The 16,035-nt window shown below is 69.3% G+C and carries 18 protein-coding genes; 15 read left to right on the forward strand and 3 right to left on the reverse strand.

The window, feature by feature from the left end; all coding sequences use genetic code 11:
- The coding region (locus FMQ63_RS34780; protein ID WP_228556545.1) for a metallopeptidase family protein at positions 1-1,310 on the forward strand (1,310 nt) is incomplete at its 5' end.
- Between the two features lie 5 nt (positions 1,311-1,315).
- Entirely contained in the window at positions 1,316-2,503 is a 1,188-nt protein-coding gene (locus FMQ63_RS34785) for a class I SAM-dependent rRNA methyltransferase (RefSeq protein WP_026114190.1), read from the forward strand.
- A gap of 20 nt (positions 2,504-2,523) precedes the next feature.
- On the opposite strand, the gene FMQ63_RS34790 is transcribed toward FMQ63_RS34785, so the two are convergent.
- Both FMQ63_RS34790 and FMQ63_RS34795 read right to left on the reverse strand, forming a co-directional pair.
- Positions 2,524-3,018, reverse strand: coding sequence for a hypothetical protein (locus FMQ63_RS34790; protein ID WP_026114189.1), 495 nt, complete (start codon positions 3,016-3,018; stop codon positions 2,524-2,526).
- 19 nt (positions 3,019-3,037) lie between these two features.
- Positions 3,038-3,520 (reverse strand): hypothetical protein, encoded by a 483-nt coding sequence (locus FMQ63_RS34795; RefSeq protein WP_011552081.1) that lies wholly within the window; start codon positions 3,518-3,520, stop codon positions 3,038-3,040.
- Between the two features lie 127 nt (positions 3,521-3,647).
- On the opposite strand from FMQ63_RS34795, the gene FMQ63_RS34800 reads away from it, so the two are divergent.
- The 4 genes from FMQ63_RS34800 to FMQ63_RS34815 all read left to right on the forward strand — a co-directional run bounded on the left by FMQ63_RS34800 (position 3,648) and on the right by FMQ63_RS34815 (position 8,340).
- On the forward strand, positions 3,648-5,723 hold the full coding sequence (locus FMQ63_RS34800) for an ATP-dependent helicase (RefSeq protein WP_011552082.1): 2,076 nt from the start codon (positions 3,648-3,650) through the stop codon (positions 5,721-5,723).
- Between the two features lie 214 nt (positions 5,724-5,937).
- Positions 5,938-6,384: a 50S ribosomal protein L13 gene (gene rplM, locus FMQ63_RS34805; protein ID WP_026114188.1), complete on the forward strand. Its 447-nt coding sequence runs from the start codon at positions 5,938-5,940 to the stop codon at positions 6,382-6,384.
- Positions 6,385-6,398: 14 nt separating this feature from the next.
- Positions 6,399-6,800 carry a 30S ribosomal protein S9 gene (gene rpsI, locus FMQ63_RS34810; RefSeq protein ID WP_011552084.1) on the forward strand — a complete coding sequence of 134 codons (402 nt, stop codon included), beginning with the start codon at positions 6,399-6,401 and terminating at the stop codon, positions 6,798-6,800.
- 133 nt (positions 6,801-6,933) lie between these two features.
- Complete coding sequence (locus FMQ63_RS34815; protein WP_026114187.1) at positions 6,934-8,340, forward strand: type IV pilus twitching motility protein PilT; 1,407 nt, start codon at positions 6,934-6,936, stop codon at positions 8,338-8,340.
- 48 nt (positions 8,341-8,388) lie between these two features.
- Here the strand turns inward: FMQ63_RS34815 and FMQ63_RS34820 are convergent, their stop codons facing one another.
- On the reverse strand, positions 8,389-9,126 hold the full coding sequence (locus tag FMQ63_RS34820; RefSeq protein WP_026114186.1) for a hypothetical protein: 738 nt from the start codon (positions 9,124-9,126) through the stop codon (positions 8,389-8,391).
- Positions 9,127-9,161: 35 nt separating this feature from the next.
- Here FMQ63_RS34820 and FMQ63_RS34825 point away from each other — a divergent pair, with 35 nt between their 5' ends.
- The 9 genes from FMQ63_RS34825 to FMQ63_RS34865 all read left to right on the forward strand — a co-directional run.
- A complete protein-coding gene (locus FMQ63_RS34825) occupies positions 9,162-9,668 on the forward strand; it encodes a regulatory protein RecX (RefSeq protein ID WP_011552087.1) in 507 nt (168 codons plus the stop codon).
- A gap of 10 nt (positions 9,669-9,678) precedes the next feature.
- Entirely contained in the window at positions 9,679-10,455 is a 777-nt protein-coding gene (locus FMQ63_RS34830; RefSeq protein WP_026114185.1) for an outer membrane protein assembly factor BamD, read from the forward strand.
- On the forward strand, positions 10,452-11,156 hold the full coding sequence (locus FMQ63_RS34835; RefSeq protein ID WP_011552089.1) for a hypothetical protein: 705 nt from the start codon (positions 10,452-10,454) through the stop codon (positions 11,154-11,156). Before FMQ63_RS34830 ends, FMQ63_RS34835 begins: the two co-directional genes overlap by 4 nt.
- A 39-nt stretch (positions 11,157-11,195) precedes the next feature.
- Positions 11,196-11,918, forward strand: a complete 723-nt coding sequence (locus FMQ63_RS34840; protein ID WP_011552090.1) for a lipopolysaccharide assembly protein LapB — start codon at positions 11,196-11,198, stop codon at positions 11,916-11,918.
- A gap of 5 nt (positions 11,919-11,923) precedes the next feature.
- Positions 11,924-12,862, forward strand: a complete 939-nt coding sequence (locus FMQ63_RS34845) for a DUF4388 domain-containing protein (protein ID WP_011552091.1) — start codon at positions 11,924-11,926, stop codon at positions 12,860-12,862.
- Between the two features lie 63 nt (positions 12,863-12,925).
- Positions 12,926-13,984, forward strand: a complete 1,059-nt coding sequence (gene selD / locus FMQ63_RS34850; RefSeq protein ID WP_011552092.1) for a selenide, water dikinase SelD — start codon at positions 12,926-12,928, stop codon at positions 13,982-13,984.
- Positions 13,985-14,034: 50 nt separating this feature from the next.
- The gene (locus FMQ63_RS34855; protein ID WP_011552093.1) at positions 14,035-14,844 is read left to right on the forward strand and encodes an N-acetylmuramoyl-L-alanine amidase; all 810 of its coding nucleotides are present in this window, start codon (positions 14,035-14,037) and stop codon (positions 14,842-14,844) included.
- Between the two features lie 87 nt (positions 14,845-14,931).
- A complete protein-coding gene (rph, locus tag FMQ63_RS34860; RefSeq protein WP_011552094.1) occupies positions 14,932-15,645 on the forward strand; it encodes a ribonuclease PH in 714 nt (237 codons plus the stop codon).
- A partial coding sequence (locus tag FMQ63_RS34865) for a non-canonical purine NTP pyrophosphatase (RefSeq protein WP_141276947.1) occupies positions 15,642-16,035 on the forward strand: 394 nt, incomplete at its 3' end. The genes rph and FMQ63_RS34865, both read left to right, overlap by 4 nt.

Here is a 16,035-nt window from a genome sequence, read left to right on the forward strand (position 1 = left end):
GTGTCCAGTCGCGCCAGCAAGCGGCCGTGCACGTCTCGGCTTCCCGGCCACGGGGTGATGCCGTACCCTGGCGGCCCATGTCGCGGCGCGGTCTGCTCGCCTTCTGTCTCCTCATTGCTGCCTGCAAGCGCGGCCCCCTGGCCTCTGAGGCGCCGGACGCGTCATGTCCGGCCGTGCCCGCCCTCAGCGCGCCTGGCGCCGGGGCGCCCACCGCCAGCGTGCGTTCCGCACCGCCCCCGGAGGACGCCACTCACCGGATGCAGCCGCTGGCCGTGTGCCGCTCGGACGGCGCGGCCCCGTTGGATGCGTCGCGTCGCTACTTCGAGGAAGGCCGCTTCGAGGATGCACTGTCCTGCGCCGCCCAGGCCGCCGCGCTGGAGCCGGACCTGGCCGCCGCCCACGCGGAACGCGGCGTGGCGCTGGCCGCCCTGGGCCGCGAGACAGAGGCGCAGCTCGCCTACGCGCGGGCGCTCGCCATCGACCCGGGGGACCCGTCCGCCCTTCTGGGCTCGGCGCACCTGTACGCCGTGCAACTGTCCTCCACCCGGGAGCGGGACGAATTGGGCGCCCTCTACGCCGAGCGCGGCCTGTCCCAGCCCAACACGCCCCCGGAGCTGATTCCGCACCTCGCGCTGGTGGCCGCCATGGCCTTCAATGATTTGGGACAGGCGGAGTCCTCGCTGGCGCACTCCGCCATCGTCCTCGCGCGCAATCCCGGAAGCCGCGAGGCCCTCTACGAGCGCGCCCTGGCCCTCTTCGAGCTGTGCCGCTTCCGGGAGGCCCGCACCGCCTTCACCAGTCTCGTGGACGACCCGGAGCGGGCCGCGCACGCCCATCATCACCTGGGGCTCCTGTTGGAGCGCGAGGGCAAGTGGAAGCAGGCGCAGGGCCACTTCGACAAGGCGCGCACGCTGGCGCCGGACGACTTTCCCGAGCCGCCGCTGCCCGCGGAGGAGGACTTCCGCGCCGAGGTGGTGAGGGCCGTCGCCGAGCTGCCCAAGGACATGCGCGGGGACTTGGACGGCGTGCCCGTCACTGCGGAGGAGCTGCCCGCGGACGCGGACCTGCTGGCCAACCAGCCGCCGCTGTCGCCCACGATTCTGGGGCTCTACCGGGGCCCGCCGCTGGCCGAGCCCTGTGACGGCTCCGAGGTGCCGTGCCGCTCCGTGGTGCTCTACCGCCGCAACCTGGCGCGCGCCGCCCGGACGCCCGAGGAACTTCGCGAGCAGATCCGCGTGACGTTGCTGCACGAAATCGGGCACCTTCGCGGCGAGGACGACGAAGAACTGGCCGCTCGCGGCCTGGAGTGAGCCTGATGCCCCCCCATGCAGCCCTGCCCGTCGCGCGCGTCACCCCCAAGGGGGCGCGCTCGCTGCGGCACTTCAATCCCTGGGTGTACCGCACCGAAATCGCCGCCCCGCCCGACGTGAAGGGCGCCGGCGCCGTGGTGCTGGTGGTGGACTCCCAGGGCAATCCCATTGGCCAGGCGCTCTATGCCCGCCGCTCGCCCCTGGCGCTGCGCCTGCTGACGCGCAAGGGGCCCGCCGAGGAGCCGGTGGACGACGCCTTCTTCCGCCGCCGCCTGGAGGCCGCCCTGGCGCGCCGGGCGTACCTGTCCGGCCGTGACGGGCTGCGGCTGGTGCACGGCGAGGCGGACCAGCTCCCGGGCCTCTTCGTGGACCGCTACGGAAAGGGCCTCACGCTCCAGACGCTCTCCGAGGGCATGGACGCGCGCAAGGAGACGCTGGCGAAGATGCTGGTGGAGCTCACCGGCGCCACCCACGTCATGTGCCGGGACGACGCCTCCGGCCGTGACTTCGAAGGCCTGCCCCGCGAGGCGCGCCTGCTGCACGGTGAGGGCGCCGCGCGCTTCACCTACCACGAGGGGGAGAACCGCTTCGAGGTCGACCTCCAGGGCGACATGAAGACGGGCGCCTTCCTGGACCAGGTGGACAACCACCTGCGGGCCGGGGAGCTGGCGCGCGGCGACGCGCTGGACCTCTTCAGCTACCACGGCGGCTTCGCGCTCTCGCTGTCACGCACCTGCACGTCCGTGCTGGCGGTGGAGCAGGACGAGAAGGCCGCCGCGCGCGCCAAGGCCAACGCCGAGGCCAACGGCCGCGCCAACGTCACCGTGGAGAACGCCAACGCCTTCGATGTGCTGCGCCGCTTCGACACCAGCGGGCGCCGCTTCGACACCGTGGTGTTGGACCCGCCCGGACTGGCCAAGCGCCGCGAGGGCCTGGCCACCGCGCTGCGCGCCTACCACGAGCTGAACCTGCGCGCCTTCCGCTGCCTCAAGCCGGACGGGTTGCTCGTCACCTGCTCCTGCTCCGGCAAGCTGGACCGCGCCGCCTTCGAGGAGATGGTGCTGGCGGCCGCCGCGGATGCGAAGCGGCCGGTGCAGATTCTGGAGCGGCGGGGCGCGGGGTTGGACCACCCGGTGCTGGCCGGGCTGCCGGAGACGGAGTACCTGAAGGCCCTCTACGTGCGCGCCCTCTAGCGAGGGGAGGGGGCTGGGGCCTATGGAATCCCCAGCTCCTTGCGCAGCCGGCCCACGATTTTGAAGTACTCCGTTCGTGGGAAGGGGACGTTGAGGATGTGGAAGTCCTTCTTCGCCAGGCCCACGCAGCCGAAGCAGTAGTTGCAGTCCTGCAGGTTGCGGCACAGCACCAGGTACGCGCTGGTGGAGCAGTTCTCGCTCTGGACGCAGTACGCGCAGGCGTTGCAGCTCTTGCAGTCCACGCAGTGCGAGCAGTTGTTGCACAGCTCGCACCGGGTGCAGTGCGTGCACGAGAAGCAACTGTCGCAGTCCTTGCAGAACATGCAGTTGGCGCAGCGCTGACAGCCCTCGCACGCGTAGGAGCCGGGGTTGCCCGGGTCGGACGCGAAGCTCTTGGCCAGCTTCTGGAACTGCTCCAGGAACTCCCGCTTGCCCAGAGAGGACACCAGCTCCCGCGCCGCCTTCTCCTGCGCGACCAGGTCCGCCTTATCGGGCCGCGTTCCTTTGTCCTTCACCACCTGGGACACTCCTTCATCAGTTCGGACCGGGCCTCAGGCGAGCCAGTCCCGCAAGGTCGATGCCGCGCGCCACCCGGCGCACCTCCACCGTACCCGGAAATCCCCGGCTGGTGACGGCAACCACGTAGCGCCCCCCCACAAGGAGGTTCGCTTCGGCCACAGACTCCTCCGCGTCGTACCGCACGAAGCCCACGGCGTCGTCCAGGTGGATGGGGGCGGACGGGTCACTGGCCGCCTTGCCCCGGGAGCGGTCGGCGGCCTCCTGGATGGCCTTGCCAATGCGCTCGCCCATGGTGGTGTCCACGATGCGCACCTTCACCTCGCGTCCCTCACCCCGGGTGTAGAGCCGCTCGGCCTCGGAGACGGACACCTCGCCGTACTTCCCGGTGGAGCCCTGGGTGTGTGCCACGGTGAAGCCGTCCAGCCGTTCTGGAAGGAAGGGCGCCAGTTGCTTGAAGTACACGCAGGGCGCGCTCTCCGCCGACACCACGGGTGCCACCTCCGGGGACGAGCCGGACTCGCCAATGCATCCCGTGCCCAGGACGAGTGCGAGAAGAGCGCCAGAGCGCCTGGGGAAAAAAGAGTCGCGCACGAACGAATCAAAGGGTATCCCCGCCCCGCGCGCAATGGACCTCTCGAAGCTCAATCCTCCGCAGCGCGAGGCCGTGGTGACCCTGGAGGGACCGCTCCTCGTGCTGGCAGGCGCAGGCAGCGGCAAGACTCGCGTCATCACCCACCGCATCGTCCACCTGCTCAACGAGCGGCCGGGCCTCATCATGGCCCGCAACATCCTGGCGGTGACCTTCACCAACAAGGCCGCCACGGAGATGAAGGAGCGCCTGGTCCACATGGCGGGACCTCGGGCGCAGGGCGTGCTGGTGTGCACCTTCCACGCCTTTGGCGCGGAGATGCTCCGCGAGGACATCCACCGGCTGGGGTGGCCCAAGAAGTTCGCCATCGCCGACATGGGCGACCAGCTGGCCAACATCCGGCGCGCGATGCGCGAGCACAAAATCGACGACCGCTCGTTCGACGCGCGCAAGGTGCTCAACCTCATCTCCAAGGCGAAGAACTCCGGCAAGGCGCCGGAGCCCAAGCCGGAGGGGATTGGGGATGATTACGACCTCATCACCCACATGGTGTACCCGGACTATCAGCTGTCGCTGAAGGCGCAGGGGTCGGTGGACTTCGACGACCTGCTGCTGCTGCCCGCGCGCCTCCTGCGCGAGCACCCGGACCTCTACGAGAAGTACACCAAGCGCTTCCGCTACCTGCTGGTGGACGAGTTCCAGGACACCAACACCGCGCAGTTGGAACTGCTGAAGCTGCTGGCGGGCCGCTCCCGCAACGTGTGCGCGGTGGGTGACGACGACCAGTGCATCTATTCGTGGCGGGGCGCGGAGGTGCGCAACATCCTCGACTTCGACCGCCTCTTCCCGGGAGGGAAGGAGGTCCGGTTGGAGCAGAACTACCGCTCCGTCCAGACGGTCCTGGACGCGGCCAACGCCGTCATCGCCAAGAACCCCGAGCGCAAGGCCAAGCAGATGTGGACCGACCGCACGGGGGGAACGAAGGTGAAGGTGGTGACGTGTCCCAATGACGAAGAGGAGGCCCGCTTCGTCGCGCACGAAATCCAGAAGCACATGGCCCTGGGCATCTCCGCGGACGACATCGCCGTGCTCTACCGGACCAACGGCCAGTCCCGCCCCATCGAGGAGACGCTGCGGGAGAAGAACATCGGCTACGAGGTGGTGGGCGGCAGCGAGTTCTTCGACCGGCGCGAGGTGAAGGACGTCATCGCGTACTTCAAGGTCATCGTGAACAAGCTGGACGAAATCTCGCTCCTTCGCATCGTCAACGTGCCCTCGCGCGGCATTGGCGACGTGACGATGGAGCGCCTGAACGTCCACGCGCGGGGCGAGGGCGTCACGCTGTGGACGGTGATGAAGAAGGCCACCGACTACGAGGACCTGCCGCCCGGGGCCGGGGCCCGGGTGATGGACTTCGTGGACCTGGTGGAGCGCTACCGCGCCGCGTACGAGCACGGCCAGTTGGCCAACGTGACGCGCAAGCTGCTGGAGGAGATTGGCTTTCGCGAGGCCACCCGCGCCCACGCCACCAGCGCCACCGCCGCGGACAAGAAGCTCAAGGGCGTGGACGGCGTGCTCAACTCGCTGGAGAACTTCGAAAAGCGCGAGGGCCCCAAGGCGAGCCTGCCGACGTACCTCAACCGCCTGAGCCTGGACACCCGGCAGGAGGAAGAGGAGGTGCCGGGCGCCAACCGCCGCGTCACCTTGATGACGGTGCACGCCTCCAAGGGCCTGGAATACCGGCTCGTCTTCTTCATCGGTATGGAGGAGGACCTGATGCCCCACGGAGGCATGCAGGGCGAGGCGCAGAACCTCGAGGAGGAGCGGCGCCTCTGCTACGTGGGCATCACCCGCGCCAAGGAGGTCCTCTACCTCACCCGCGCGGCCACCCGCGTGAAGCGCGGCAAGGAGGTGCCCCGCACGCCCTCGCGCTTCCTGGAGGACCTGCCGCCGGAGGTGATTGAGGTGGTGGAACTGGACGCGCCGCGTCAGGGGCCTCCCACCACGGAGGAGAAGAACTTCTTCGCCAACTTGAAGGAGCGCTTCAAGAAACCCGCGATTCCGGGAACGCCTCCGGGTGGCACCGGGCCGTCTGGGGGAGCAGCCAGGTAGGTGTCCGCCTCCTGATGGGGGCGTCCTGGCGGGGGTGATCGGGGAATCCGGACGTCTGGTGCGGTGTGACCTTGACTTGATCCGCCACACCCACTAGGACGGTCGGCCTTTCCGGGCCTCCGTGAAGTTTTCACGGTCGACCCGCGGTTGATTAAGCACGAGCAGCGGTCCCTGGAATGCACACGGCGGCCGCGAGAAGTCTGGAGTGCACGAAATGTCGCAGAAGACCTACAGCGCGAAGGCTGGGGACATCAAGCGCCAGTGGCACGTCGTTGACGTGTCCGACAAGGTGCTGGGCCGCGCGGCGAGCCAGATTGCCACCCTGCTGAAGGGCAAGCACAAGGCCATCTACACGCCGTCCATTGACACGGGCGACCACGTGGTCGTCATCAACGCCGAAAAGGTGAAGGTGACGGGCACGAAGGAGCAGGACAAGATGTACTACCGGCACCCGAACGCGGGTTTCCCGGGCGCCCTGAAGATCACCAACCTGGAGAAGCTCCGCCAGCGTCACCCTGAGGACATCATCATCAACGCCGTGCGGCGCATGCTTCCGCGCAACGCGCTCGGCCGCCAGATGATGACGAAGCTGAAGGTCTACGCAGGTGACACGCACCCGCACGCGGCCCAGAAGCCGGCCGCGTTCGAGGTCGAGGCGTAAGGGAGATAACGTCCATGCCCATCAACCAAGAGCTCGGTTTCTACGCCACCGGCCGCCGCAAGGAGGCCACCGCCCGCGTCTGGATTCGTCCTGGCACTGGCCTTGTCACCATCAACGGCCGCGAGCTGAACGAGTACTTCGGCCGTGAGACGTCCAAGATGATCCTCAACCAGCCCCTCGAGATCCTCGAGCAGAAGGGCAAGGTTGACGTGACGGTCAACGTCAAGGGTGGCGGTCTCTCCGGCCAGGCCGGCGCCATCCGTCACGGCATCGCCCGTGCGCTGTGCTCCTTCAACCCGGAGTTCCGTCCGGCGCTGAAGAAGGCCGGCTTCCTCACCCGCGATGCTCGCGCGGTCGAGCGTAAGAAGTACGGCCAGCCGGGCGCGCGTCGCCGGTTCCAGTTCTCCAAGCGCTAAGCCACTCGCTCAGCAGCTGGGTTGTCCTCACACGGCGGGGGTCCTCATCCGAGGGCCTCCGCCGATGTGTTTTCGGGGTCCATCACGCCCCATCGCATGCGCGCGCGAGCGTCTGGTAGGATTTGCGCCGCTCATGGAACTCAACGAGATCCTCCAGATCGCCCTGCGTGGCGGTGCCTCCGACATTCATCTCAAGGCAGGCCTGCCGCCCATGTTCCGCGTGGACGGTTCGCTGGTTCCGCTGAAGGACGGCCGCCGCCTCCCTCCCGAGGAGGTGGCGCGCATGGCCTTCGGCATCATGAACGAGTTCCAGAAGGAGAAGTTCAAGGGGAGCAACGAGGTGGACCTGGCCTACGGCGTGCCGGGGCTCGGGCGCTTCCGCGTGAACGTCTTCCAGCAGCGTGGCACCGTGGGCGCCGTGCTGCGTGTCATCCCCTTCAAGGTGATGACCATCCAGGACCTGTTGCTGCCCCAGATTCTCGCCAAGATTTGCGGTGAGGAGCGCGGCCTGGTCCTGGTGACGGGCACCACGGGCTCCGGCAAGTCCACCACGCTGGCGGCGATGATCGACTACATCAACGCCAACGAGACCAGCCACATCATGACGATTGAGGACCCCATCGAGTTCCTCATTCGCGACAAGCGCTCCATCGTGAACCAGCGCGAGGTGGGTGTGGACACGATGACCTTCGCGCAGGCGCTCAAGAGCGCGCTGCGGCAGGACCCGGACGTCATCCTCGTGGGCGAAATGCGTGACCACGAAACCATCGAAACGGCGCTTCACGCCGCGGAGACGGGCCACCTGGTGATGTCCACGCTGCACACGCTGGACGCGACGGAGACCATCAACCGCATCGTCTCCGCCTTCCCGCCGCACCAGCAGAAGCAGGTGCGCCTCCAGTTGGCCAGTGTGCTCAAGGCCGTGGTGTCCCAGCGTCTGGTGCCGCGCGCGGACGGCAAGGGTCGCGTGGCCGCCGTGGAAGTGCTGCGCGTCACGGCGCGTGTCCGCGAGATGATTGAAGACAAGGACCGCACGAAGGAGATCCACGACGCCATTGCCCAGGGCACGGACACGTACGGGATGCAGACCTTCGACCAGTCGCTGATGAGCCTGGTGCGGCAGGGGCTCGTCACCTACGAGGAGGCCCATCGGCAGGCCACCAACCCGGACGACTTCGCGCTGCGCTTCTCCGGCATCAGCGGCACGTCCGACTCCAAGTGGGACAACTTCGATTCGAAGCCCGGCGAGTCGCGGCCCATTCCTGGCTCGTCCGCCTTCGCGCAGAAGGGGGCGCCCACGGCTGTCGCGGCGCCGCAGGCCGCGCCTGCTCCGGCGCCCATGGCGCAGCCCATGCGACCGGCGGCTCCAGCAGCCCAGCAGATGCGCCCGGGGGGGCCGCCGCAGGCCATGCGTCCGGGGGCTCCGGCCGGCGCGCCGGTGGGGCGTCCCATGGCGTCTCCCGCCGCGCGCCCGCCAGCGCCCGCTCCGGCCCCCGCAGCGGCAGGTGGGGACGACGACTTCCAGATCGAGCGCTTCTAGCGGTTCGCGGCGCCCACCCGGAAAGGGCAGGGCGCCCGTGCCGGGCTGCTACGCGTCGTCCTCACCCAGCAAGGCCCGCAGGCGGGACAAGCGGATGGGGCCGATGAGGCCCTCCTTGGACAGCGCCTGGAGCAGCTGCGCGGTCGCCTGCACCTTGGCCTCCTGCTCCTCCTCGGGCCGGTCCACCACCTCCGCGTCGAGCACGGCCTCCATGTGCTCGGGGTTGATGGGCGCGGGCCCTTCCGACCACGCGATGTCGAAGAGGGCGCGGGCCATGCCCTCACGCACCTTCCGCTCCGCGTCGTTGGCGGCGGCCTTCACGAACGTGAGGAAGAGCGCGTCCACCGCCTCCTTGGTGAGCGAGGCCAGCGCGGGCACTTCGCCCAGCGCCTCCTTCACGTATTCGCTGTCGAACGCGTCCACGTCCTGCTCGTAGCCGAAGGCCTCCTCCAGGAGGATGGAGGCCAGGAACGCGTCCGTCTCCTCCGGACTGGCGCCTTCCTCGGCCAGGGCCTCGCGGGCCTTCTTCGTGGGCTCCGCCAGGGTGGCGTCCTGGTCCAGCGCGCGGACCGCGGCGTGGGCCGCCAGCAGCACCAGCGAAGCCTGGGCATCGGTGGACAGGGTGCGGCCGCCCACGCCCAGCAGCACGGACTTGTGCTTCGGGTTCGCGGAGGCGGCGTCGGTGAAGGCCTGCTCTTCCACAGAGAGGTCTCCGCCCGACTGCTGCTTGAGGAGCGTCTCCCGAGCGGCATCGGCGGCGAGGAAGCGGGCGAGTACGGGGTGCATGGCCGGGCCTGTTACCACATGCTAGGTATCCCGCCATGCATCCGGAGGACGAAGGGCCCGACGCTGTTCGCCGTGCCACGGACGCGTGCCTGAAGCTCCTGTCCATGCGCGGGCGCAGTCGCCGCGAGCTGGAGCAGGCCCTGGCCCGGAAGGGCTTCACCGAAGCGGTGTGCGAGGCCGCGCTCGCCCGCGTGAAGGCTTGGGGCTACCTGGACGACGAACGCTTCGCGCGTGAGCGCGCCACCCTGCTCCTGGGCCGAGGCCGGCTGGGGCCGGAGGCGGTGGCCCACCGGCTGCGGGCGCACGGGCTGGAGGAGGGGACGGCCCAGCAGGCCATCTCCGAGGCGAGCGACGCGGTGTCCTTCGACGCGCTGGCCACGGCGCGGGCAGTGCTGGAGAAGCGGGGACTGCTCGGCCGCCCGCTGGGGGCCAGGGAGCGGGCCCGCGCAGGCCGGCTCCTGGACAGCCGGGGCTTCTCGGAGGACGTCATCTACCAGTTGCTCGGAGAAGCTTCGCTGGACCCCTCGGGGCCGGAGGAATAGCGTGGTGGGGATGCGTTCCGCCGTCGCCTTTCTGTCCGCCTTCCTGCTGTTCGGTACCGGGTGTGCGTCCCTCACGCAGGGCCAGGCCGGTGAGCCTGACTATGCCGCCGTCGCAGATGAAAACCTGCGGCTCGGCTCCGAGGCCCTGGAGAACAAGGACTTCTTCCGCGCCCAGAAATACTTCGAGTACGTCCGAACGAAGTTCCCGTACCAGGAGGCCGCCCGCGAGGCCGAGCTGAAGCTGGCCGACGTGGACTTCGAGCGCGAAGCCTTCCCCGAGGCCAAGGAGCAGTACCAGTCCTTCATCAAGCTCCACCCCACGCACGCCAAGGTGGACTACGCCGCCTTCCGCTCCGCGATGACCCACGTGCGGGCCTACCCCTCCGAGTTCTTCGCCCTGCCGCCGTCCCGCGAGAAGGACCAGGGCGAAATCCGCTCCGCGTTGGTGGCCATGGAGGAGTTCCTGCGCCAGTACCCCCAGTCTCAGTACGTGGCGGAGGCGAAGACGCAGCGGGAGGACGCTCGGCGCCGGCTCGCCTCGCACGAACTGTACGCGGCCCAGTTCTATCAGAAGCGTGAGCGCTGGAAGGCCGTGGCCCAGCGCCTGGAAGGGCTGCTGCGCCGCTACCCGGGCACGGAGTACGAGGAGGAGGCCCTCTTCGACCTGCACGACGCGTACGTGAAGCTGAATGACACGGAGAAGGCGCAGGACACGCTGCGCCAGGTGCTGCGTCGGCTGCCGGGCACGCCCGCCGCGGAGCGCGCCCAGCGTATGCTGGGCTCGTGAGAACGACCCAGGACTGGAGCCGCTTCGGTGGCGGCGTCATCGTCATCCTGGCGCTGGGCGCCACCCTGGCCTTGTTCGTTCCACGCTTCCTGGGCGCCGCGGCCGGCCCCGAGCTGGAAATCATCACCGCGCTCAAGGCGACGGAGTCCAGCGGCCTGTCGCTGCCCGTCCCCGGCGCGCCGGGGCCCCTGACGTCCCGGCAGCACCGCTTCGCCCGCATCACCGTCAACGTGGCGCCCGGAGGTCAGCGGGCGGAGGCGCAGGCCACGCTCGACTTCGAGGGCGCCCTGGGCGACACCCGGGTGGGCACGGCGGGCGTGGAGCGGGTACCCTTCGTGGTGCGAAACGGGTCCTGGGTGCCGGAGACGACGGCGGCGCCCCGGCTCCAGGCGGTGGTGTGGGCCCTGGAGTCCCGCCGCAGGGCGCTGCAGGCGGCGGACGCGGAGTCCCTGGGGCGGCTGGCGGGACCGGGCACGCCCGGAGTGGGCGGGCCGGAGTGGGAGCAATTGCGCCAGGTTCGGGCGCGGGGTTACCAGGCGGAAGCGTGGTACGTCCGGCTGGAGCGGGACGATGCGGTGGTGACGGAGCATTGGCGCCTTCAGGGGGCGCTGCCGGCGCGGCCGGTGGATACCCGGGGCCAGCGGCAACTCTCGTTGTCGCTCAGCGGTGATGAATTCTTGTTTTCTCCCAGCCTCATGTAGGCTGGACGTCTCGGAGGCAGGGCCCTGGCGGGCCGATTCATGGACGAGCCCCTCAAGCAGCTACTGACCCTCGGGCGCGGCTACTTCGAGAAGAAGCAGTACGCGCAGGCCGAGCAATACCTCGCGAAGATCGTCGAGCAGAATCCGACGTTCGCGGACGTGTTCAACATGCTCGGCATCATCTACCACGACCAGGGGCAGTTCGCCCGGGCGCAGCGCGCGTTCGAATCAGCGCTGAAGCTCAACCCCGCCTATACCGAGGCGGCGCTCAATCTGGCCGTCATCTACAACGACATGGGGAAGTACGCCGAGGCGAAGGAGGTCTACCAGGCCGCCCTCTCCCAGCAGAAATCCGGCCCGGACGAGCTGGACCCCTACGTGGAGAAGAAGATCGCCAACATGTACGGCGAGATTGGCGACGTCTTCGCCTCCAGCGGCGTGTGGGCCAAGGCCATTGAGGAGTACCGGCGCGCACTCGCGCTGTGCCCTCAGTTCGTGGACATCCGCCTCAAGCTGGGCAACGCCCTGCGCGACGCGGGGGACAACGCGGCGGCCCTCATCGAATACGAGCAGGTCATCGCCCAGAACCCGGCTTTCATCCCGGGACACATCCAGTATGGAGTCGCGCTGTACTCGGCCGGGCGGCGGGCGGAGGCGGTGCAGGTCTGGGAGGACGTGCTGGTGCGCAGCCCCGGTAACAAGAGCGCGCAGATGTACCTCAATCTGGTGAAGGACCCCGGCAAGGCGGAGCAGGCTGGCTGACGACCATGGACACCCAAAAGACCTACGCCCTCAAGTTCATCTCAGGGAAGTACCAGGGCGGCGAATTCCCGCTGAAGGCGGACAAGCAGATCGTCATCGGCCGCTCCAGTGAGCTGGACATGGTGCTCGTGGAGGACATGGTCTCCCGCAAGCACGCGCGCATCAGCTTCTCCGATGGGAGCATCACCATCGAGGACCTGGGCTCCACCAACGGCACCTTCGTCAACGGTGAGAAGGTGAAGCAGTCCCGCCTGAAGGAAGGGGACCGCATCCTCATCGGCACCTCCATCCTCAAGCTCGTGCACCAGGGCGCCGAAGGCGCCAGCGTGGACGAGGGCACCGCCCGGCTGAAGCTGGAGGAGGCCGCCGCGGCCCAGGCCGCGCGGACCACCAACAAGGCCAGCTCCATGACGGGGAAGATCGAGGAGATTCCCCTCCCGGACCTGCTCCAGCTGTTCCACACGTCCAAGAAGAACGGCGTGCTGGTGGTGCAGCGCAGCGACCAGGAAGGGCGCATCTACCTGCGCCAGGGCCGCGTGTACTACGCCGTCATCGGCGAGAACCACAACCTGGGGCCGCAGAAGAGCTTCAACCGCATCATCACCTGGGAAGAGGGCGACTTCGAGCTGCGCCCGGCGGAGAACCAGGAGTTCATGGTGGAGCTGGACTCGTCCACCGAGGCGCTCCTCATGGACGCGCTCCGCCAGTTGGACGAAATCAAGCGCCTGCAGCCGAGCCTCCCGACGGCGGATACTGCGCTGGCGCTGGCCTCGCCGCTGACGCCGCCGCTCAAGGAGCTGGCGCCAGAGCTGCTGGACGTGCTGCAACTGGTGCACAACTACGGCACCCTGAACGCGGTGATGGACCACGCGGACGCGGACGACGTCGTCACCGCCGAGGCCGTGGTGCAACTGCTCAAGCGGGACTACATCCGAGCGGCCTGAGCGGTGAACGGGCCGGGCCCTTTCCGGGGCCCGTGCCGGGACGGCGAGGCGTGGGGAGCGGGCATGGCGGAGAAGAAGACGGACAAGGTGAAGCGCCTCACCGAGCTGAGCCACTGCGCGGGCTGCGCGGCGAAGCTGCGGGCCTCGGACCTGGCGCAGGTGCTGGGGGGGCTGAAGTCCACGAAGGGCCCCCAGGCGCTGGTGGGGTTCTCCACGAATGACGACGCGGCCGTGTACCGGCTGGCGCCCGGCATGGCCGTGGTGGAGACGGTGGACTTCTTTCCCCCGGTGGTGGACGACCCGTTCCAGTTCGGGGCCATTGCCGCGGCGAACGCGCTGTCGGACATCTACGCCATGGGCGCGCGGCCCCTCTTCGCGCTCAACCTGGTGTGCTTCCCGGATGAGCTCCCGCTGAAGGTGCTGTCGAAAATCCTGGCGGGCGGCCAGTCCAAGGCGGACGAGGCCGGCATCCCCATCCTGGGCGGCCACAGCATCCGTGACCCCGAGCCGAAGTTCGGCATGGCCGTCACCGGCGTGGTGCACCCGAAGAAGGTGCTCACCAACGCGGGCGCGAAGCCGGGGGACGTGCTCTTTCTCACCAAGCCCCTGGGCTCGGGCATCGCGACCACCGCCATCAAGCGGGGCGTGGCGTCCAAGCAGTTGGCGAAGCGGGCCCTGGGGGTGATGACGACGCTCAACCGGGCCGCCGGCGAGGTGTTCGCCTCCGGGAAGTTCAAGGTGAACGCCCTCACGGACGTGACGGGCTACGGCTTGTTGGGGCACTTGCTGGAGATGATGACCGCGGCGAAGGCGCGCGCCACGCTGGACCTGGAGCGCATCCCGCTCATCGCCGAGGTCCCCGCGCTGGCGGAGGACGGCGTGGTGCCCGGCGGTACGAAGTCGAACCTCGCCCACGTCCACAAGAAGGTCCGCTTCCCCGAAGGACTGCCCGAGTGCATCCAGTGGGTGCTCGCGGATGCGCAGACCAACGGCGGCCTCCTGGCCAGCGTCCCCGCACGTCAGGCGCTCAAGGCGCTCAAGGCGCTGGAGGCGGCCGGCGTGGACGCGGCGCTGATTGGTGAAGTCCAGGCGGGGAAGCCGGGCATCGACGTGGTGGGCTGAGGCCCGGATTTCGCTCTGGCGGCCGGGCTCCGCTAGCATGCGGCCCCAGCATGCCGTCGCCGCGCCGCCCCCTCCTCGGCCTCCTGGCCCTGCTCTGGCTGGTCCCCGTCATCGCCGGGGCGGCGGAGCGTCCCGCGCGCATCATCATCGACCCGGGACACGGTGGTGCGAAGGAAGGCGCCAAGGGCCCCGGCAAGCTGCGGGAGAAGGACGTCGCGCTCCAGATTTCGCTCCGCCTCCGGGACAAGCTCGAGGCCGCGGGGGGCGACGTGTTCCTGACGCGCGAGCACGACACGCTGGTGTCGTTGACGGAGCGCGTGGCGTGGAGCAATGACCACGCGCCCGACCTCTTCATCTCCATCCACGCCAACTCCATGCCCACGAAGCGGATGCGCGCGCGCACCGAGGGCGTGGAGACGTACTTTCTGTCCGCCAGCGCCTCGGGTGACGCCGCGCTCGCCGTGGCGGATCGGGAGAACGCGGAGGCGCCCATGTCGCGCGCCACGCGGACGGACTCCACGCTGGCCTTCATCCTCCAGGACCTGGCGCGCACGGAGGCGCACGCGGATTCCTCGCGCCTGGCCTACGCCATCCACCCGCGCCTCGTGCGCGGCACCCGCGCGGTGAACCGGGGCGTGCAGCAGGCGCCCTTCTTCGTCCTCTCCGGCGTGGAGTGCCCGGCCGTCCTCGTGGAGGTGGGCTACATCTCCCATCCCGTGGAGGGGCCCCGGCTGGGCCGGCCGGAGTACCAGGAGAAGCTGGCCGAGGCGATTACCGAGGGCGTGCTGGCCTTCCTCAAGGAGACGCGCCGCCGGGACGCCGCCCGGGGGACCGAGGTGGCTGGCCCCGTGTCGCCCTGAGTGCAACGGCGCCAAGGCAATCGACACCCGCGCGGCGTGGCTCTGGTAGAGAAGGGGACGCTCGTCCTCATTTCCCAGGAGCCTGCTGTGCGTTCCTTTCAACGTGGTGCGCTAGACCTTCGCCCCGTCGTCCTCACCCCCGGTGTCTCCCGCTACGCGGAGGGCTCGGTGCAGGTGGAGTTCGGCCACACCAAGGTGCTCGTCACCTGCTCCACGGAGGAGCGCGTTCCGCCGCACCTGATGGGCAAGGGCTCCGGCTGGGTGACGGCGGAGTACGGCATGCTGCCGCGCGCCACGCACTCGCGGAACCAGCGTGAGTCCGCCAAGGGCAAGCAGACGGGCCGCACCATGGAAATCCAGCGGCTCATCGGCCGCTCCCTGCGCGCCGCGGTGGACCTGTCCACCCTGGGGCCTCGCACCCTGACGCTGGACTGTGACGTGCTCCAGGCGGACGGTGGCACCCGCACCGCTTCCATCACCGGGGCCTACGTGGCGCTGGTGCTGGCGCTGCGCTCGCTGCAGAAGGCCGGAACCATCTCCAAGCTGCCCAAGCTCACGCCGTTGGCGGCCGTGTCCGTGGGCATCGTCAAGGGCGAGGTCCGGGTGGACCTGGACTACGACGAGGACTCCACCGCGGATGTGGACCTGAACCTGGTGGCCACCGCGGACGGCCGCATGGTGGAGCTGCAGGGCACGGCGGAGCACCAGCTCTTCGACCGCAAGGCCCTGGACGCCATGGTGGATGGCGGGCTGGCCGCCATCCAGAAGCTGACGGCCGCGCAGGCGCAGGTGCTGGGATGACGGTGAAGCCCCGGCTGCTGTTCGCGACGACCAACCAGGGCAAGCTGCGCGAGCTGCGTGGCCTCGTCGGAGACGCGGTGGAGGTGGTGTCCCTGGCGGACCTGCCGCCTGTCCCCGAGCCCGTGGAGGACGGCGCCACGTTCGAGGAGAACGCGGTGATGAAGGCCCGCGCCTACGCGGACGCCACCGGGCTGCTCACCCTGGCGGATGACTCCGGCCTGTGCGTGGACGCGCTGGGCGGACGGCCCGGCGTGCAGTCCGCGCGGTATGCCCCGGGGGACGACCGGGCCCGCTACGAGAAGCTGCTGACCGAGCTGACCGGGGTGCCCGACGCCCAGCGCACCGCGTCCTTCCGCTGCGCGCTGGCGCTGGTGGGGCCCGGGGGAGGGG

The organism is Myxococcus sp. CA005, from assembly GCF_006518205.1.
In the GTDB taxonomy this organism is placed as follows: Bacteria; Myxococcota; Myxococcia; order Myxococcales; family Myxococcaceae; genus Myxococcus; species Myxococcus xanthus.